This is a genomic window from Leptothoe sp. PORK10 BA2 (assembly GCF_034932105.1).
GTDB lineage: Bacteria > Cyanobacteriota > Cyanobacteriia > Phormidesmidales > Phormidesmidaceae > Leptothoe.
Genome location: NZ_JAYGIG010000122.1, coordinates 13,734 through 30,902 on the forward strand (window position 1 = coordinate 13,734; position 17,169 = coordinate 30,902).

Annotated in this window: 18 protein-coding genes; 6 read left to right on the forward strand and 12 right to left on the reverse strand. The window is 52.0% G+C overall.

From position 1 onward, the window contains the following. Nucleotides 1–22: 22 nt before the first annotated feature. Genes VB741_RS18925 through phnG form a run of 3 tightly spaced genes read right to left on the reverse strand, consistent with a single transcriptional unit; the run spans nucleotide 23 to nucleotide 1,653 of the window. Nucleotides 23–520, reverse strand: a complete 498-nt coding sequence (locus VB741_RS18925; protein ID WP_323366758.1) for a GNAT family N-acetyltransferase — start codon at nucleotides 518–520, stop codon at nucleotides 23–25. Nucleotides 521–524: 4 nt separating this feature from the next. Beyond that, complete coding sequence (gene phnH, locus VB741_RS18930; RefSeq protein ID WP_323366759.1) at nucleotides 525–1,133, reverse strand: phosphonate C-P lyase system protein PhnH; 609 nt, start codon at nucleotides 1,131–1,133, stop codon at nucleotides 525–527. A gap of 4 nt (nucleotides 1,134–1,137) precedes the next feature. Next, nucleotides 1,138–1,653 (reverse strand): phosphonate C-P lyase system protein PhnG, encoded by a 516-nt coding sequence (phnG, locus tag VB741_RS18935; RefSeq protein WP_323366760.1) that lies wholly within the window; start codon nucleotides 1,651–1,653, stop codon nucleotides 1,138–1,140. 272 nt (nucleotides 1,654–1,925) lie between these two features. On the opposite strand from phnG, the gene phnF reads away from it, so the two are divergent. The 4 genes from phnF to phnE all read left to right on the forward strand — a co-directional run bounded on the left by phnF (nucleotide 1,926) and on the right by phnE (nucleotide 6,048). Then, on the forward strand, nucleotides 1,926–2,657 hold the full coding sequence (phnF, locus tag VB741_RS18940) for a phosphonate metabolism transcriptional regulator PhnF (protein ID WP_323366761.1): 732 nt from the start codon (nucleotides 1,926–1,928) through the stop codon (nucleotides 2,655–2,657). 370 nt (nucleotides 2,658–3,027) lie between these two features. Further along, nucleotides 3,028–3,855, forward strand: a complete 828-nt coding sequence (gene phnC / locus VB741_RS18945) for a phosphonate ABC transporter ATP-binding protein (protein WP_323366762.1) — start codon at nucleotides 3,028–3,030, stop codon at nucleotides 3,853–3,855. A 77-nt stretch (nucleotides 3,856–3,932) separates the two neighbouring features. Next, a complete protein-coding gene (phnD, locus tag VB741_RS18950) occupies nucleotides 3,933–5,015 on the forward strand; it encodes a phosphonate ABC transporter substrate-binding protein (protein ID WP_323366763.1) in 1,083 nt (360 codons plus the stop codon). Between the two features lie 181 nt (nucleotides 5,016–5,196). Further along, the gene (gene phnE / locus VB741_RS18955) at nucleotides 5,197–6,048 is read left to right on the forward strand and encodes a phosphonate ABC transporter, permease protein PhnE (protein ID WP_323366764.1); all 852 of its coding nucleotides are present in this window, start codon (nucleotides 5,197–5,199) and stop codon (nucleotides 6,046–6,048) included. Between the two features lie 23 nt (nucleotides 6,049–6,071). On the opposite strand, the gene VB741_RS18960 is transcribed toward phnE, so the two are convergent. The 4 genes from VB741_RS18960 to VB741_RS18975 form a co-directional block, all read right to left on the reverse strand. Next, nucleotides 6,072–6,707 (reverse strand): LysE family translocator, encoded by a 636-nt coding sequence (locus VB741_RS18960; protein ID WP_323366765.1) that lies wholly within the window; start codon nucleotides 6,705–6,707, stop codon nucleotides 6,072–6,074. Nucleotides 6,708–6,829: 122 nt separating this feature from the next. Further along, nucleotides 6,830–7,570, reverse strand: a complete 741-nt coding sequence (locus VB741_RS18965) for a hypothetical protein (protein WP_323366766.1) — start codon at nucleotides 7,568–7,570, stop codon at nucleotides 6,830–6,832. Nucleotides 7,571–7,868: 298 nt separating this feature from the next. Beyond that, nucleotides 7,869–8,252: a response regulator gene (locus tag VB741_RS18970; RefSeq protein WP_323366767.1), complete on the reverse strand. Its 384-nt coding sequence runs from the start codon at nucleotides 8,250–8,252 to the stop codon at nucleotides 7,869–7,871. After that, nucleotides 8,249–10,243 carry a PAS domain-containing sensor histidine kinase gene (locus tag VB741_RS18975; RefSeq protein ID WP_323366768.1) on the reverse strand — a complete coding sequence of 665 codons (1,995 nt, stop codon included), beginning with the start codon at nucleotides 10,241–10,243 and terminating at the stop codon, nucleotides 8,249–8,251. The genes VB741_RS18970 and VB741_RS18975 overlap by 4 nt, the downstream gene beginning before the upstream one ends. Before the next feature lie 162 nt (nucleotides 10,244–10,405). On the opposite strand from VB741_RS18975, the gene VB741_RS18980 reads away from it, so the two are divergent. Next, nucleotides 10,406–10,795, forward strand: a complete 390-nt coding sequence (locus VB741_RS18980) for a hypothetical protein (RefSeq protein WP_323366769.1) — start codon at nucleotides 10,406–10,408, stop codon at nucleotides 10,793–10,795. Nucleotides 10,796–10,830: 35 nt separating this feature from the next. Here the strand turns inward: VB741_RS18980 and VB741_RS18985 are convergent, their stop codons facing one another. After that, a complete protein-coding gene (locus VB741_RS18985; RefSeq protein ID WP_323366770.1) occupies nucleotides 10,831–12,771 on the reverse strand; it encodes a response regulator in 1,941 nt (646 codons plus the stop codon). Between the two features lie 255 nt (nucleotides 12,772–13,026). On the opposite strand from VB741_RS18985, the gene VB741_RS18990 reads away from it, so the two are divergent. Beyond that, nucleotides 13,027–13,269 carry a DUF1816 domain-containing protein gene (locus VB741_RS18990; RefSeq protein WP_323366771.1) on the forward strand — a complete coding sequence of 81 codons (243 nt, stop codon included), beginning with the start codon at nucleotides 13,027–13,029 and terminating at the stop codon, nucleotides 13,267–13,269. A 20-nt stretch (nucleotides 13,270–13,289) separates the two neighbouring features. Here VB741_RS18990 and VB741_RS18995 read toward each other — a convergent pair whose 3' ends face one another. The 4 genes from VB741_RS18995 to VB741_RS19010 form a co-directional block, all read right to left on the reverse strand. Next, a complete protein-coding gene (locus VB741_RS18995) occupies nucleotides 13,290–14,147 on the reverse strand; it encodes a WecB/TagA/CpsF family glycosyltransferase (RefSeq protein WP_323366772.1) in 858 nt (285 codons plus the stop codon). A 309-nt stretch (nucleotides 14,148–14,456) separates the two neighbouring features. Continuing rightward, nucleotides 14,457–15,506: a fatty acid desaturase gene (locus VB741_RS19000; RefSeq protein WP_323366773.1), complete on the reverse strand. Its 1,050-nt coding sequence runs from the start codon at nucleotides 15,504–15,506 to the stop codon at nucleotides 14,457–14,459. A gap of 577 nt (nucleotides 15,507–16,083) precedes the next feature. Beyond that, the gene (locus tag VB741_RS19005; protein ID WP_323366774.1) at nucleotides 16,084–16,422 is read right to left on the reverse strand and encodes a hypothetical protein; all 339 of its coding nucleotides are present in this window, start codon (nucleotides 16,420–16,422) and stop codon (nucleotides 16,084–16,086) included. Between the two features lie 129 nt (nucleotides 16,423–16,551). After that, complete coding sequence (locus VB741_RS19010; RefSeq protein WP_323366775.1) at nucleotides 16,552–17,160, reverse strand: trimeric intracellular cation channel family protein; 609 nt, start codon at nucleotides 17,158–17,160, stop codon at nucleotides 16,552–16,554. Between the last annotated feature and the right edge of the window lie 9 nt (nucleotides 17,161–17,169).

Consider the following 17,169-nt stretch of genomic DNA (forward strand, 5'->3'; position numbering starts at 1 on the left):
AAATTCAACAATTCAAAAAAAACTAAAACTCAACTCGATAGCTATAGCCGTGTTTCTCAAACCCCAAGGACTCGTAAAACCCATGGGCTGCTTTGCGGCGCAAATTTGTAGAGAGGGTGAGTTTGTAACAGCCTGCTGCGCGACAGGTTGCGATCGCAAATTCCATCATCCGCCGACCAATTCCCTGCCCCTGGAGGTGAGGCGTCACCGCCACCCCTTCCACTACCCCTGCGGGACTGCAGTGGTGGACCAAGTTATCCACCATCAGCAACGAAAACGTGCCCACAATCACCCCAGCCCCCTCTATGGCTTGAGAAGAGTTCTGACCTATTCGATCCCCTAGGGCATCTACAGCTACCCATAGTTTGTAGTTAGGATAGAGCTGGATTGTTTGGAACCATTGCTCAGCCTCCTGCAACGCGGGAGCCGCACCTTGGTCCAATCCAGACTCTTCGTAGAGAGCCACCACGGCGGGAAGATCCGCTAGAGTACCGGGGCGAATGGTTAAGGCCATGACCATTGTTCTATCCCATCCCAGCTAACGTTCGAGGTGGTGTCGAGACAATCTGGGCCGTACGGGGCAGTCCCACCACTCGGTTCCCAGCAAAACACCAACAATCCAACCCGAGGGGATAGTCCAGGGAAATGTCCTGCCACTGTGACCAGAATGTATGGGAGAGGGGAAGACTCACCGATATCTCATCTAAAATGCCAGGCCCCCGCAGGGAAACCTCCTCTCCCCCCTCCAGGCTAGGCACCTGAATGAGTAAAGAGGTGGATGCCTCGGGATACTCTGATGTGCCGAGACTAAATGTCGCCAAATCAGGCGCCCTGGACACATCCCAAATCACCGCGAAGTCAGCAGCCTGGGGATCTTCGGTGAAGTAACACCCCGCATGGAAAACTAGCCAGTCCCTCACTTCTTCTGGAAACCCTGGCTGGAGCCATACGGTAGTCTCTAAATCCAGTAAGGTCAGGCACGCTGCCCCACATGCCCCATTCAACCCGTCCGGTGGGGTGACGTCAGCCGTTACCTGGGGAATGCCCGGTCGGCTCAAGCTATTCAACAACCCTCGAAAGGTTTTCTGGGCCGCCTGCACCGGATTTTCAAAACCCGCCAGTTGGGTCAACATTAGACTAACTCTCCCCCCGCCGCATCGTAAAGAAATTCACCCGAGTCGCCTCCACTTCCGCCGCGTTTTGTTCCCGCCGCCGTTGGGCCAGGTCTTTCAATGGGCCAAGCACCTGGGTATGCACCCGATCATGCCAGCGGGCATCCTGCAGCAGGGCATCACACACCGCCGCCAACTCCGCATGGCGCTGAGACCGCCCCGCCACGTAGCCAAATCCAGCTAAGGGCTTTTCATGCTCGGCCAGACCGTCTTGATTTCCTAACTGGATAACACAGCGAGTGATCGTCATCTCACCCAAATTAAACGGTTGGCCGGAGCCCTCCGCCCGTCCTCGCACCATGGCCAACCCAATTTCCGGAGAACGGAGAAATTGATACTTCGGCAGATCTCCCAGGGCCGCGACCTGCTCCTCTAAAACCGTGGGGACCGCCTTGGATAACAACGCCATCCATTGCTGTCGAGCTGACTGATCGAGCACATTCGCCCCTTGTTCTGAACCAGATTTAAATTGGCCATTCATGATCGTCACGATTAATTACCGAATTCACCAGCCTTTAATCCTTCTTTAAGGAGATATTAACTTAATATAGATGTCTAGACAAATTATGGAGTAGTTTCATGATAAAAACAACCCTATCTTTGTAAGCCGCTATACTTTCCCTAGAAGAATATGGAGTGGTGGTCTTGTGCACTATATATGGTGATAGGCCCGTGGTTTTGAGCTATCATCCCTCTCCCTCCCCCCAAGTTAACCACCAAACCCTTAGCATTTTTATAGGTTCCCCACGGCCCATGTCCTCAGAGTCATCCGAATCGTTGCCTCTCTATCTACAAATTGCAGCTAAACTGCGACAGAATATCCAGGAAGCGGTGTTTCAAGTGGGGGATCAGCTCCCCACGGAGATGGAACTCAGCGCTCAGTTTGAGGTTAATCGCCACACCCTGCGACGGGCGATGGAGGTCTTGCGTCAAGAAGGGGTAGTCGGGGTGGAACGGGGGCGCGGCACCTTTGTCATGGCGGCCTCGATTGCAGTTCCCATCGGTAAACGCGTACGTTATAACGAAGCCCTCAAAGCCCAATCCATCACCCCCCGATGGAAGTTGTTGCGGGTGATGGAGCTAAAGGCAGACTCCAAGTTATCGAAACACCTAGAAATCGATCTGGGGGATTCGGTGGTGTTGTTTGAGCGGGTAAGTCTCACAGAGGATATTCCCATTAGTTTATCCAGCAGCTATTTTCCGGGTCACCGATTCCCTGAGCTGGCCAACCATTGCCAAACCTATCGCTCCGTCTCAGCCATGCTGTTCCAGGAATATGGCTGTGATCACATTCGCCGTAGTACCCGTATCTCTGCCCGCAGTGCTCGCCCGAGGGATGCCCGTCTCTTGCGAATGCCCGCTACGGTCCCTATCTTGTTGTCGGAATCCATCAATGTTGATCAAACTGGAGCGGTGATCGAATACGGTGTGGCTCGGTTTCGAGGAGACCGCATGGAACTGGTGATGGACAATACTTCAGACTAGTTCAGCCCAGTTAAGTCGGGTTGCCGGATCAATTGGGTAGGTTGTCGTTGCAGAACGTAGACGTTGTCTTCCCGTAGAGTGACTCAATTGGGGCAGCTCAGTTAGGTTAAGACGGATCAATTCCACGGAAAAGCTTGTCCAACAGAAATTTCAACCAAATCGGAGACGTAAAAAGCGAGCTATTTTTTAACCTCCAGACAACAAAACTTTAATCTTCTGTGGGTCACCCCTTAAGCTTTCTCTAGAATTATAAGGTCACGTCCTGGGTCTTAGATTTGTCTAGACATCTATCCACTATGGATGGCTGGACATGCTCTCAGATGGTCCGGCTATCGCTAACGTTCCCGCAAGGGCAGGAGTTCTATCCTTAATGGCAGAAACAGCATTGTTAGAGTCATCATTGACCCAACCCGCCGTTCAGGTAAATGGTCTTTTCAAAGCATTCAAGGGGCAACCCGCCCTGAAGAATGTGGAGATGACGATTCAGACGGGTGAAATGGTGGCTCTAGTGGGGGCTTCCGGGTCCGGAAAGTCCACGCTGTTGCGCAACCTCAATGGCTTGCAACAGGCCGATCAGGGGCGAGTGGAAATCTTCGGGAATGTCCTGCAGTCCGATGGTAAATTCCACTCTAAGGTGCGTTACCTGCGCAGTCAGATGGGGTTTATCTTCCAGCAGTTCAACCTGGTAAACCGCCTAACCGCCCTGGAAAATGTGCTGGTGGGAAATCTTTCCCGCATGTCTCCTTGGCGCTCCTTGATCCGCAACTTTAGTCAGGAGGAGAAGCTGAGGGCCTTAGCAGCTCTAGAGCGGGTGGGCATTCTAGAGCAGGCCTATAAACGGGCTTCGGCGTTGTCTGGTGGGCAACAACAGCGAGTCGCCATCGCCCGCTGCTTGATGCAGGGGGCGAAGATTATCCTGGCGGACGAACCCATTGCCTCTTTAGACCCGGACTCTGCCCGCAAGGTAATGGAATTGCTCACCACATTGAACCAAGAACAGGGCATCACCATTGCCACTTCCCTCCACCAGGTGCAAGTGGTGCGGCGTTATTTTACCCGTTCCGTTGCCCTACGACAGGGGGAAGTTTGCTTCGATGGTCATACGGCGGACCTTGATGACTCTCGCCTTGATCACATCTATGGTTCGGCCGCTGAAGAATTGGTCTTGAGGGGACATGCTGAGCTGTTTGCCAGCTAGTTTTTCCCGAGGTCAATGGTTTCCCACACACAACCTCCCATACAGAAAACACAGGTAAAATCACGAGGAACGCGATTATGTCGAACTTTTCCTGGCGTCGGTTATCTTCTTTGATGACAGTATCTGCCCTAACCCTTTCCACATTGGTCGCTTGCAGCGGCGTCCCCACCGCAGATACCGCAGCAGATACCGCCACAGACACCACTGCTGAAAGCGCTGACGCTGATGCGACCACAGAAGGGGGTGTCTGCGCCCCCGAAATTACAGAAATTGAATTTGGTATTCTTTCTACGGAGTCCGCCGAAAACCTTAAGCCCCAATGGGAACCCCTCTTGGCTGACATGACCGAGGCGGTGGGACGTCCTGTCAAGGGGTTCTACGCCACTGACTATGCCGCTGTCATCGAAGGCATGGGCGCTGGTAAAGTTCAGGTTGCTTGGTATGGCGGCAAGTCTTACGTTGAAGCCGCTGAGCGTTCTGACGCTGAAGCCTTTGCCCAGACCGTGGCGTTAGATGGTTCTAAGGGGTACTATGCTTATCTCATCACGAATAAGGAAAACCCCATTGTTGCTAACATTGATCTGGAAAAGGGGAACGGCGACAAGTACATTGTTGAAAACGCGGGTAACCTGACTTTTGCCTTCAACGACCCCAACTCCACCTCTGGTTTCTTGGTGCCCACTTACTACGTATTTTCTCAGCAGGGTGTCAATGCGGACAAGATTTTTAAAGAGCTTGTTTTTGCTGGTAGCCATGAAGCTACTGCACTGGCGGTCGCTGAGAACCAGGTAGACGTTGCCACGAACAACAGCGAGAACCTAGCTAGCCTTAAGGAATCGGCTCCCGATGCCTTAGAGAAAATTCAAATCATCTGGACTTCCCCTGAGATTCCTAGCGATCCCATAGCCTATCGTAAGGATTTGCCCGAGTGCTTGAAAACTTCCGTCAAGGATTTCTTCGTTGGCTATGACAACAAAGAGATTATGGAGGGCTTACAGTGGTCCGGTCTTGATCCGGCAAAGGATGAGGATTGGAATACCATCCGTGAGCTAGAAATTGCGAATAGTATGCTTGAAGTTCAAAACGACAAGAACCTCAGCGATGCTGATAAGCAGAAGCAGCTGGATGAGCTAAACAAGGCGCTAGAAGCGTTCAAGTAGAAAGCTTCTGGCCATTTCACCTGCGATTTCAGGATATTGGCGACGATGGTGTTGCCAATATCCTTTCTTGGTTTAGTGAATGGTGAATAGCTGGTCATTTTCTTCTCACTATTCACGATTGACCCTGTACCTCAAACAGCTACCCTAGCCACTTCCCTGTTTTTTCTTTTTCCCTTGTGCCATGCCTAAGTCTACGGTTGACCTATCCTATGCTCCGACTGATTCTTTGAATGAATCAGTATCCCCTGAGGTGCGCGATCTCCTGGCCCAGGAGAAGCCAGTCATGACGCCACTGCGAATTTTTTCTGGGGTGGTTGCGATCGCAATCCTGATCTACGCCGGACAAAAAAGCGACTTGAGCTTTGTGGAATTGATCCAGGGTAGCGGCAACATGGCGGAATACATCAGTCGTTACTTTCCTCCGGATTTTACAGATTGGAAATTTTATCTCTCAGATATTCTTGAAACCATTGGCATGGGCCTCTGGGGAACTCTGATGGCCGCCATTGTGGCCGTTCCCCTATCAATTGTGGCAGCAGAGAATGTGGCCCCCGTTTGGCTCGTGTTTATCACCCGTCGGTTCCTGGACGGCATGCGGGCCATCAACGAAGTGGTCTTCGCCCTAATTTTTGTGGTGGCGGTGGGGTTAGGTCCCTTTGCCGGTGTTTTGGCGTTGTTTGTTCACACCGCTGGCACCCTAGCTAAATTGTTCTCTGAAGCCATTGAAGCCATCGAACCGGGGCCGGTGGAAGGCATTCGTTCCACCGGCGCGTCTAAACTACAGGAAGTTATTTTTGGTGTCATTCCCCAGGTGATTCCCCTATGGACCTCCTTTACCCTCTACCGCTTTGAGGCCAACGTGCGGGCGGCGTCGGTGCTCGGCATCGTCGGAGCCGGTGGGATCGGGGTTTCTCTATATCAAAGCTTTCGGTCCTTCCAATACGGCAAGGTGGCCGCTATTTTGATTATCCTCATCGTATCGGTCTCCATCATTGATACGGTGTCTGCGAAGATTCGCCAGCGGCTAGTCTAGGACTTCCACAGGATCTGTTAGGCCTATGGGTTGTTGGCTTCGAAGATGAGTTTAGTGCCCAGTAATGACAGGATGGTGCCGGCGGTGCGATCCAACCATTTTTTGGAAGCGAGATAGCGAGCGCGGGGTGCGGTGGCAGAAAGGGCCAAGGCAACAAGGGAATACCAGCCAGTTTCGACCATGAATACAACAATGGGAAGGACAATAATGGCGAACGTTGGCACGTCGCTGGGGAGCAGTGAGGCAAAGACACTGGTATAGACAACGGCGGTTTTGGGGTTACTGATTTGGGTGGTGAGCCCTAGAAAGAATGAGTGCCAGACAGGGGTGGTGGAAGTTTGTGCTTGGGTGGAGCTGAGGGAAATGGGCTGGGCGGCTCCTTGCCAAATTTGGTAACCCAGGTAAAGGAGGTAGGCACCGCCTAGGACTTTGAGTGAAATGTAGAGCATGGGAACGGCGGTGAGGAGGGTTAACAGGCCGAGGAGGGCAATGGCAGAGAACAGTACACCGCCCACTCCCATGCCGATAGCGGCAGCAAGACCATCTTTGCGGGAGAGGGCTAGGGCAGTACGGGCTACCATGACAAAGCTGGGACCTGGACTCATGGCTCCGATGGTGAGGGCAACGGCGATGCTAACAATTGCGGCGAATAGTTCCATGGTGGGCTCCGTAGGTTAGCTGGTAGATTATCACAGCCTTGTGAAGTGTGCGATTGAAGCGCTTGGACACGGACTTATTGCTGACGCTGGCATCATTTTGTGCGGGGGAATGTCAAAAACGATCACACAAGAATTTCAGACGACAAAATAGCATCCCCCTGGAACGACCCAATCGCCATGCCCACATAGGCAGACATCAACCTAAAGTGATTGGCAATCTCCACCCCAATAAATGTCTTACTAAACAAAATCACCGCAAACCACTCATTGGACGGCAACATCCCCCCAAACCCCACCACCGACTTCAACCGATAGGGCTCCACAAACTCTTTCTGTGCCGGTATATAGGGACTCTTTAAAACAGTGGGAATGTGAAACACATTAAACGCCCGCTGGGGCGGTCCCCCCGCCACAGAAGTATTGGACTTCAGTACTGTAGTGATCGGGAGACCAAACTGCTGAATCATCTGGGCAATCATCGGAGCACCCTGCACAAACTCTGGATCGATCAAAGGAATCGCCTGATGGTGCCGAGACTCTTGCCTCACATTCCAATGGGGGTCATCCCCCATGGTGGCCAACAACAGTAAACACCGGGTGCTAGGGGAAATGTACCGCCCCGGCACCATGGCTTGAGCCTCGGCCTGTAAACGTCGATTCAGATCCTGGTAGGGATGGGTTTTGAAAAAACGTACCAGGGCCAATTCCCGTTGGCCTGTGCGGGGGGTCAAAAAATTTTCATAGAAATAGCGGACCATCCGATTCGCCGCTTGCTCCATGGTGTGGGACTGATGCTCAACATTCCGCAGGGCAATCGAACAATGGTAAAGATCGGCCTTGGTGAAGGTTTCAAGACTGTACATGCTTGAATTCAGGTGATTCCTCAAAAATGCTAGACCGCCCCAGGCATTGCTCCAGAATGCCTACAATGCCTACTTGGATCCCAGCCCCATTTCCGGATCAGGGACCTGGATGATAGGTCTTTTCTTCACGTGACATATCCTTAGGTAAAAGTTTCGAATACATTTCCCTTGGGTTCATGGAGTCCAGCTTCCATGGTGGTCCTGGAGTCATGCGGAGTCATTTGACCCCATAGACCATGACCCTCTTTTTAGAGTGGATTAGAGAGTGGATTAGGTTGTGTTGCTTGAGAGTGATCGCTTAAAGTGTCCAGGATAAAAAGCCCGCCACCTGACTCGCCAAGGTAGTGGGGTCAAACGGTTTCGTAATTACCCCCGAAGCCCCTGCTTCGTATAGACGACGGCGATCGGCGGCTTGGGCTTTGGCGGTGAGAAAAATAACGGGCACCTGGGATGTTGCTTCATTTTTTTGTAGGGCTGCGAGGGTGGCTAACCCATCCATTCCCGGCATGGCCACATCCAATAAAACCGCATCGGGGGGGGTAGCGATCGCAACTTCCAAACCCGCCTCCCCCGAATTGGCCGTCGTAATCACCCAGTCCGTACTCAAGGTCAGACCAATTTTAATCACGGTCTGAATATCCGTTTCATCATCAATTAATAAAATCTGTCGACGGGAGATCATGGCTCGTCATGGCTAGGCGTTTTGGGCAGCGTAAAACAGAAGGTACTGCCCTGGCCATGGGTACTCCTCACCCAGATGCGTCCTTCATGGCGTTGAACAATTTCGCGACAGATGGCCAGTCCCAAACCCGTCCCCCCATGTTTACGAGTGTCGGAAGCATCCACCTGCTGAAACCGTTCAAAAATGGTTTCTAGCTTATCTTCCGGTATACCCCGACCATGGTCAATCACCTTAAACAAAACCTGATGGGGCTGATCCACCGCCTTCAGCACCACCGTTTCCCCTCGAGGGGAAAACTTGATGGCATTACTCAACAGGTTCGTCAGCGTTTGTTCCACATGGTCCGGGTCAGCATAAATGTGGGTATCTACCGGCACCACCTTTATGGTGACCCCCTCGGATTGGGCCATGGACATCATGGCCTGGGCCGCCTGATGCAACACTTGGGCTACCTGACAACGCACCTTGATCATCTTGACCCGGCCGGATTCGATCCGTTCTAAATCGAGCACATCATTCACTAACCGGGTGAGACGCTTTGTATTATTCAGGGCAATTTCCAGCAGTTCCTGGCCTTGGGGGTTCAGGTGACCCAATTGGCCCGTGGTGATCAGCTTCAGGGCACCGTGGATGGAGGTGAGGGGGGTGCGTAGCTCATGGCTCACCACCGAGACAAATTCATGTTTAATCTGGTCAGTGGCTTTGCGATCGCTAATGTCCTGGGTCAAGGCAAAACACCCCCGCACCTGTCCCTCTTGGATGTCGGGCAGATAGCTCACACTCACCCAGCGGTAGGGCAAAACACCGCTGGGAAATTCCACCTCAAAGGTGACCGTCTCCCCCTTGAGGGCCTGGTGCAAATAGGGTTGGATGGTGTGATAAATATCTGGCCCCAGGGCCTGTTCCAGAGACTGACCCTTCAGGGTTTCATAGGGTACCCCCAGCCATTCTTCGTAGGCCCGATTATTAAACTGGTAGCGTTCATCGGCATCGATATAGGCAATCAGCACCGGCAGCGCATTGGTGGTGGTGCGCAGCTGGGCCTCACTGCGCCGAATGGCCGTTTCCGCCTGGATGCGTTCCGTCACATCCTGGAGCATGACCGTGTACCAGAGGCCGTCCTTGGTAGTGCTTTTAGAAATGGACGCCGCCGCCGGGAAAATCTCACCATTTTTTCGCCGCCCGCTCACCTGGCCGGGACGCTGTCCCATATGGCGCGAAGTGACCGAAGACCGGCCAAATTGTTCAACATGCTGCCGGTGAATCGCCTGCAATGCCTCGGGCAATAGTAAGTCTAGGGAGCGGCCCACCACTTCGGCGGCACCGTAGCCAAAAATCCTTTCCGCCGTCTGGTTAAATAACCGAATGTGCTGGCGCTGATCGATACAAATAATCGCCTCCCCCGCCAGGTCAAAGATGCTGGCTAGGGTTTGTTGGCTATAGTGCAGGGCAATTTCCTTCTGCTTGTTGACATTTAAGACATTAATGGTGTCTAGGACCGCTTTCGAAAAATCCCGCTCCTGGCTCAGGGCATGTTCCGCCTGCTTTTGGGCCGTAATGTCGGTGGCGGTGGCGTAGATCAGACCGGTTAGATTACCCTGGTCGTCCGCTCCAGACTGGGCGGTCTGGTCTGGGACGCTCGTCTGGGCTGGCGCGATCCCATGCCACACCAGGTCTCGATAACCGCCATTGATACAGCGATAGCGGTTTTCAAAACTGACGGTACCCCCCTTCTCCCTTAAGGACTCTAGACTCTGCTGGGAGCCACGGCGATCCTCTGGATGCACAAAGTCTAAAAAAGGCTGACCGAGCAGGGGGGCCATGTCATAGCCCAAAATTTTAAGGAACTGAACATTTACCCGCTGAAAACACCCCTCCCGATCCAGGACGCACAGCAGATTAGGAGCAACGGCAAAAAATAACTCTAGGTCTTGCCGAAGCAGGGGTGAGGTCGCTGAGGGGGGCTCAAGGTTGGGCTCAAAACTGACCATAGATAAGGCATTCGCGCCATTGTATAACTTACTGCTTTACAAGCTGTTACAGACCATGGAGGAAACTCTATTCCTTGAGGAAAGTCTATTCATCCTGTAAATCCTCACATTTTCTTCAGATTCTTAGTCTACTGTGTAGAGGAGGTCTAGGAGGCCCTGTCCATGCAATATCTCTACAGTTTCGCCAACGTTAGTCTAACCCTGAGGGTCATGGATCGCTTATCCAGTATGAGCAATCTCCCCTTACAGTCCTTGACGGTGATTTATCTCGTCGATCGCTGGGTGATGCACCTAAGTTTTAGGAACTCCTTGGGAAGTGCCGCCGAAGGCGATCTACTCGCCTTCCTCAACGAAAATGGCATGCCCCACACCCCGTCTAAGCAATTAATTACCACACTCCAGGCCCTATCCCAGGGGCAAACCCCCACCCAAGTGATGAACAAGCACCAGGTGGTGGTGGTGTCCCACGGGGTGCCCGATCCGCGAGAACTGCAAGAGTTTTGCGCTCGGTTTGTGGAAGGGTTGGGATACTATCCCCCTAGTCTAGTGTGAGCATTCGCTGACAGTCAGGGGCGCCCTTGTGAGGGCTAGTTAACAGATGGATTGGCAGGCGGATTGCCCAGCAGACTGACGGGTGGACTGCCCTGCGGAGGCTTGATCTGATTGAGAATGCGCACAGCCAATTCGGAGGCCGCCACGGACTTGTTAATAAAATCGTCGGCCCCAAAGCGAAAGGCACGACCTCGGGTGGTTTCGGCTTCATGCACCGTGAGAAATATAATCGGCAACGTGTGCCAGCGCGGATCGGCCCGCAGCAGCTGACAAATTTCAAACCCCGTGATTCCTGGCATGGTGACATCGAGCACCAGAGCATCGGGTTCAATCGTTTCTAGGGCGGCCCAAAGTTGTTGGCCCTCGGTCAGGGGGGTAATGTCAAAATTCCAGGGCTCTAGGCTCATCTGGAGCACCTGTAAAATCTGTGGATCGTCATCCACAATAATTATTTTCACCGGGCTGGTGCGCATCATCCGGCGGGCGTCTCTGATCAGCTGCGGGATGGGACTACTCCGCTTGAGTAGCTGACTGGCCCCCTGCTGCACTAATTGCAAACGGGCCTGGGCCGGTAGCGTTGGCAGTAGCACTAAAAACGGCCCAGTAAATCGCTGGGTAAAGGTGGCCATATCCTCCAGTAGCCGCTCTGGCAATGGGGCATTGGGCGGGGTGCCTAACAACGCCCCAGGGAGATCAAACATCACCAGCTGGGGTTTGATCTGGGACAACAATTGCAAGGCATGGTTCAACGTATTGGCCTGACGCACCCGCAGGGACTGTTGCGTGGCCTCCAGACTGAGGCCCTCGATCAGGTTACCATCGGAGCCAATCAGCAACAGTAGCGGAGCCCCAGCCGTGAGGGTTTCCGTGGCCGCTTCCACCGAGGTTGCGTCCACTTCCTGGCGCAGCTGCCGCACTAACTGGTTAAACTGGACCGAGGGAATATCCTGGACGGGCGAGGTTTTCAGTAGCTTTTCCAGCTGTTGGGCCAGGGTAGATCCCAGGGGAAAACCAAAGCTGCCCAAGGCCCCCACCAGCTTGTGGGCCGTCGTTTGGCTGGTGTGGCATAGGTCCGGGTCCAGGTTTCCTTGGGTAAGTGCGATCGCAGCCTGTTCCAAAACCGCTACCCGTTCCTGCATCACCCACTGATATTTTTTCCAAGCCTGCTCCACCGCCACTGTCATGCTGGAAGGGAGGGCGCTTGAGGACATAGTGTTGCCAGAGGAGCGGGGAGCGGCCGCCTTCGTCTTGTCTCCACTGTCCACATTCAGGAGAGTGGCCGCATGTTCCGCCTCGTCCCCACTGCCCACATTCAGCCGATAACCCAACCCATAGACCGTTTTAATCAAATCCTTGGGGGCACCCACCGCACTGAGCTTCTGCCGTAGTCCCTTAATGTGGGTGCGCACCGCATCCTCACTGGGGGCATTTTCCAAGGGCCATAGATCATCAATGATGGCATCCAGGCTATAGACCCGGCTAGGGCGACGCAAAAATAACTCCAGCAGGGCAAATTCTTTGGGGGTGAGATGCACCGGCTGACCCTCGTAGCTGGTTTCACAGGTACTGGGGTCCAGGTTCATCCCCCCCAACTGCAGCACCGTAGGTAACCCCACCTGCTCCCGTCGTAGCAAGGCCCGAATCCGCGCACCTAGCTCAGCCAAGTCAAAGGGTTTAACCACATAGTCATCGGCTCCCGCATCTAGCGCCCTGACCTTTTGAGCTGGGGTACTCGTCGCCGACAGCACCAAAATAGGTTGTTCATATCCGCCACTGCGAAAGGCCTGGCAAAAATCAATCCCACTGCCATCGGGCAGATTGAGATCGAGCACCACCAAGTCATAGCTAAACATGTCCAGGTATTCCCGGGCATTGTGACCATCGGTGGTAATGTCCACGGCATAACGTTGATGTATCAGATGATTCGCCAATGTATCCATGAGCGCTTCATCATCGTCTACCAGCAGTATACGCATTGTTCCACGATAGGAATCTATCGATGGGTATCTACCCATCTATGTAAGTCGGAAAAGCTCTAAATGAACAGGCTTTATATGTAAAGTTATTTATTTTGAGAAAAATAAATAACTGTTGGAGGGTTCCTTTGATTGGATTTTGACCCCTTTTGAAGGCTGCAGGGATCTAAAAAAGTATCAAAGCCCACGGTAAATAAAAATAAATACCCTATAAGAGAATTAGTATAGCTTGAGGCTGGGTGCTTCTATCTTGTTATGAAAAACTTTACTAATCAGTTGTTTGGTCTATTTCAAAAATCCTGGTGGCTGGAGATCTCGACGGTGTCCCCCAGTTGTGAATATTATTTTGGACCGTTTGGTTCAGAAAATGAGGCGCTCCAAGAGCAGCCCGGCTATATGGAAGATATAGAACAGGAGGGAAGTAAAGTCCAAAAAGTGCTAGTTACCCATCGGAAAACTCCAGCGCAGCTAACGGTTGAATATCCCCAAGCCAGCTAGGGTAAGCACACATTGGGAAATTACTTCTTCCTAGTCTGCTTTAGCTTTTGTTTTAACAGTAGTTTAAAGAACGGCATATCTTCCAATAGATAGCGCTTCCAAAGACGTTTGGGCTCAGATAACAGGCGATATAGCCATTCAATGCCCAAGTCACTCCAAAACTGGGGGGCCCTAGGTTTGTTGCCTGCCTCAAAGTCTAGGGCCGCTCCCACCGCCATAAATATTTTCACCCCTGGCATGTGGTTGCGGTATTTCGCAATCCACAGTTCCTGCTTAGGGGCACCGACACCCACGGCTAAAACTGTGGCCTCGGAACCATTAATCATGTCGATAATTGCCTGACATTCAGCTTCGTCTTTTTCAAACCCAAAAGAGGGGGAATGGGCTGCAATCACTATGTCTCGTCCGGTGTTGGCATTAATGTTAATTTGGGCCTGTTTCGCCACGCCCTCTGCCCCGCCTAACAAAAACATCGTAATAGTCGGGTTGTTTCGATGGTAGTCACAAAATAGGGGCAGTAGGTCAGAACCGGAGATTTTTGCCTTTAGGGGTTTGCCCAACAACTTGGATGCATACATCAAAATTTGACTGTCGCATACCTTATAGTCGGCCTGGCGATAGGCCGCTTGAAATTCAACATCTTCCTGCAGTTTCATTAAATGGTCCACATTGGGGGTGAAAATGACTCCCTTGGTGAGTTCTGATAAAAACTCACGCTGGGAGAGATTATCAATCTCCACGCCTAAGATTTCCACCTGTTCCCGTAACCTTGCCCGCTGGCGCTCCAGCATGCCAGCGGCGGTGGAGGTTAAAACGGCAACGCGAAACAGACGCTTATATTCAGAAGGACTGGGCCTATTTGTAACCTGTTGAGTCATGGGAAATGAGGGAAGATGTCTGCATCAAATGTTCCCTTGTCCCAGGCAAATGTCACTGGATAGGTTGAATCAGTCATGGGGGCCTAAGGATAAAATGGCCGATTTCCTTGGGTATAAAACTGTTGCGCCATGACCGTAAATTTCAGGATTTCAAAAAAGCATGGATCGGTCGGAATAAGTCCCCATAGTCAAAAGGCCCCAGCTAATGCCAGGGCCTTTCGGTTGAAATTATTCAATAGAACAAACTAAGGGGCAAATGGAGCAAACAAACCCTTTGGGGCATTGCTTGCTGCTCGTTTACCAGAACGATTACCGGCGAATTGCTTTAAATGACACATAGGCATTTTCGGCATGGTATAGGTGGCATTGGTCAACAATGTTGCTCATAAAGTTCCAGGTGAACTTTTCTTCGCGAATGCGTACCCGTTCACCCCAATTTTCTTTGAGACTGCGGTGGGCCATGCGTAGATTATAGGAGGGAATGCCGGTGGAAATGTGATGGGGCACATGGACACTAATGTCATGGCACAGCACTTCAACCCATTTGGGATAGTCACAGTGGACTGTACCCCCTAGCTGAGACTCCACTTCATTCCAGGTTGCAGCCGGACGAAACTGGATGTCGGGAGCGGTGTGGTGCACTAGGGTGAAGGTACTCATCCAAAAGTGGTAGCCCAGCCAAGGCATGAGCCAAAACTTGACCCAGCCCCATAGGCCCATGGTGGCAATCATGGTGGGAAATACTATAGCTGCGAAGAGAACAACCACAGCAATGGATACTTTAGCCTTATCTTTATCGCGCTGATCAAAATTATTTAGATCAAAGTGAATGCCGGCCCAGTGCACCACAGAGGCCAACCACCATACCCGTCCCCGCATGAGCCAGTAGGCCGCTTGGATCAGTTTATTTTCTGAAACAAATTCCTCGACATACCAAGGGTGCCACGCATTGTCTACTTCCTGCTTGTTGGTATGACGATGATGGTGGTCATGGAGCAACCGCCAGGGGTGAAATGGATAGATCAGGGGTAAAAAGGCGATGTGGCCCACCAGATTATTGACCCAACGTTTTTTGGCAAATGAACGGTGGCCACAGTCATGGCCAACGACAAACCAGCCCGTTAAAGCGGTACCCGCTAAAAACCAGGCAAAGGGTAGTAAAAACCAAGGAGATAGTGCGATCGCAACATACCCCACAATCGCCATCACAATACTCAGAACTACCTGTTGCCATGCCTTGCGAGAATTTTTCTCGAAACATTCCTGAGGTAGGCTCTTAATCACATCCTTTAGGGTTACCCCAGCCAACGGACCATTTGATAGCCGACTGGCCGATACCCTATCAACTGTTGCGGTCATAAATCTTTCCACACTCCGAAATTGACAAAATCGTCGTTGTTTTAAATCAAGGTGCCCATTGTTATGAGCACCTTTGAATCGCAGCCCGGTAATTGATGGCATACGTCCGCCTATAGGGATGTCACCTGTCCCGGACAACGTTAGTGAATAACGCCGATGGGCTAGGCCATGAAAAAACGCACTCAAGCCATAAGCGGCCTATCATGCGCCAGACTAAATCCCTAGGGAAGACACAGACCTAGTAAATCTTGATAAAGAATTATTAGAGCTGCTTAACAAATTGTTTCGATTCTACTATGACATGGGCTACGTTCTGCCATGAATTGATATGGACTGATGGTCTAAGGTCTAGATTTAGTCCGTTAGGCAGTCCTTTTACGGGGTTAAGCTCCCCTTAGTCTGAGGCGGGGCATTACTCTGGTCCCACTCTGGTCCCACTCTGGCCCCACTCTGGCCCCACTCCCGCAGCAATCTGAGCTGGCACTAAAAAACAGGGGTAACATCCCGTTACCCCTGTTTCCAATGCCGCCATGGGCCGCTATCAAACTCTGCAGGTTAGCACTCAATCATGGCTGGCTTAAAGCTGCTGTTCCAATTCAGGTGTCTCTACCGCTGCCTCAGTGCCAGGCTCAAGGATCGCCTGCTGCCGTCGATGAAAGTCCGCGGTGGCCTGATCAATGTTGCGATCGGTTTTCCGACTAAATTCATCCGAACTCAGACCATTCGCCCGGCGAGCATTGCTCATTAAGTCGGTGAGGCTAAGGCCGCTGCCATTAAATACTTCATTATTGTCAGCTTCGCCGCTGAGGTCATCAAACCCGCCAGTGGACTGGGCCAAGGCTGGAACAGCGGCCAAACCTAGGGCCAAACCTAGGCCCGTGATAGACGTAAGTGGGTTTTTAAGGATACGTGCCATGGTGAAGGTCGTTGAGTTGTAAAGATAATCTAATTAGCAATGCCCACAGTTTAGCAAGACTGTTGAGAGTTGATACACCATAGCCATCAGTTTTTGAACTGGTTGTCAAATGGATCTATCCATCTGGCTCTATCCATCGATGGATTCATGATCTGACAGGCTGAAAATTGGCAGCATCAGCCCCCAAATAATCGCAGCGAGCCTCAGGCCAGCCACCACCACCATCCCCAGCAAGGCAGCCCAGGTTTGGGCCAAGCCTAAACTCTGGGCCATCAAATACACCCCAATACCCACAATGGCCGCGGTGGCATAGATGCGGCTACGGGTAAATATTACCGGAATATCTGCCAGCAATACATCCCGCAATAGCCCGCCAGCGGTACCGGTAATTGTCCCCATCACCACAATTAGTAGATGGCTCAAATCAACCTGTTCGGCAATTTGAGCACCGCTCATGGAAAATAGTGCCAAGCCAAAGGCGTCTGCCACTAACAAGGCCCGATGGGGCGGTTTGAAGAATTTGGCGTAGAGCACCGTCAGCAAAACTGAGCCCAAAATAATGTACAGATAAATGGGCCGCTCAATCCAAAAGACGGGATGACGGTCTAATAAAACATCCCGTAGGGTGCCACCGCCTGCAGCTGAGACGGCAGCCACCACCACTACCCCAAGCAAATCCAGATGCTTGCGCCCGGCGGCTAAGGCACCACTAATGGCAGATACCGAAACACCGAGCAATTCTAGACT

Excerpts from the sequence above, each read along its gene's own strand:
- VB741_RS18995 (WP_323366772.1), bottom strand. The coding sequence starts at position 14,147 with ATGACTCAACAGGTTACAAATAGGCCCAGTCCTTCTGAATATAAGCGT.
- phnC (WP_323366762.1), top strand. The coding sequence starts at position 3,028 with ATGGCAGAAACAGCATTGTTAGAGTCATCATTGACCCAACCCGCCGTT.
- VB741_RS18960 (WP_323366765.1), bottom strand. The coding sequence starts at position 6,707 with ATGGAACTATTCGCCGCAATTGTTAGCATCGCCGTTGCCCTCACCATC.
- VB741_RS18980 (WP_323366769.1), top strand. The coding sequence starts at position 10,406 with ATGCAATATCTCTACAGTTTCGCCAACGTTAGTCTAACCCTGAGGGTC.
- VB741_RS18970 (WP_323366767.1), bottom strand. The coding sequence starts at position 8,252 with ATGATCTCCCGTCGACAGATTTTATTAATTGATGATGAAACGGATATT.
- phnE (WP_323366764.1), top strand. The coding sequence starts at position 5,197 with ATGCCTAAGTCTACGGTTGACCTATCCTATGCTCCGACTGATTCTTTG.
- VB741_RS18975 (WP_323366768.1), bottom strand. The coding sequence starts at position 10,243 with ATGGTCAGTTTTGAGCCCAACCTTGAGCCCCCCTCAGCGACCTCACCC.
- phnH (WP_323366759.1), bottom strand. The coding sequence starts at position 1,133 with ATGTTGACCCAACTGGCGGGTTTTGAAAATCCGGTGCAGGCGGCCCAG.
- phnD (WP_323366763.1), top strand. The coding sequence starts at position 3,933 with ATGTCGAACTTTTCCTGGCGTCGGTTATCTTCTTTGATGACAGTATCT.
- VB741_RS19000 (WP_323366773.1), bottom strand. The coding sequence starts at position 15,506 with ATGACCGCAACAGTTGATAGGGTATCGGCCAGTCGGCTATCAAATGGT.
- VB741_RS18985 (WP_323366770.1), bottom strand. The coding sequence starts at position 12,771 with ATGCGTATACTGCTGGTAGACGATGATGAAGCGCTCATGGATACATTG.
- VB741_RS18925 (WP_323366758.1), bottom strand. The coding sequence starts at position 520 with ATGGTCATGGCCTTAACCATTCGCCCCGGTACTCTAGCGGATCTTCCC.
- VB741_RS18990 (WP_323366771.1), top strand. The coding sequence starts at position 13,027 with ATGAAAAACTTTACTAATCAGTTGTTTGGTCTATTTCAAAAATCCTGG.
- phnG (WP_323366760.1), bottom strand. The coding sequence starts at position 1,653 with ATGAATGGCCAATTTAAATCTGGTTCAGAACAAGGGGCGAATGTGCTC.
- phnF (WP_323366761.1), top strand. The coding sequence starts at position 1,926 with ATGTCCTCAGAGTCATCCGAATCGTTGCCTCTCTATCTACAAATTGCA.
- VB741_RS19005 (WP_323366774.1), bottom strand. The coding sequence starts at position 16,422 with ATGGCACGTATCCTTAAAAACCCACTTACGTCTATCACGGGCCTAGGT.
- VB741_RS18965 (WP_323366766.1), bottom strand. The coding sequence starts at position 7,570 with ATGTACAGTCTTGAAACCTTCACCAAGGCCGATCTTTACCATTGTTCG.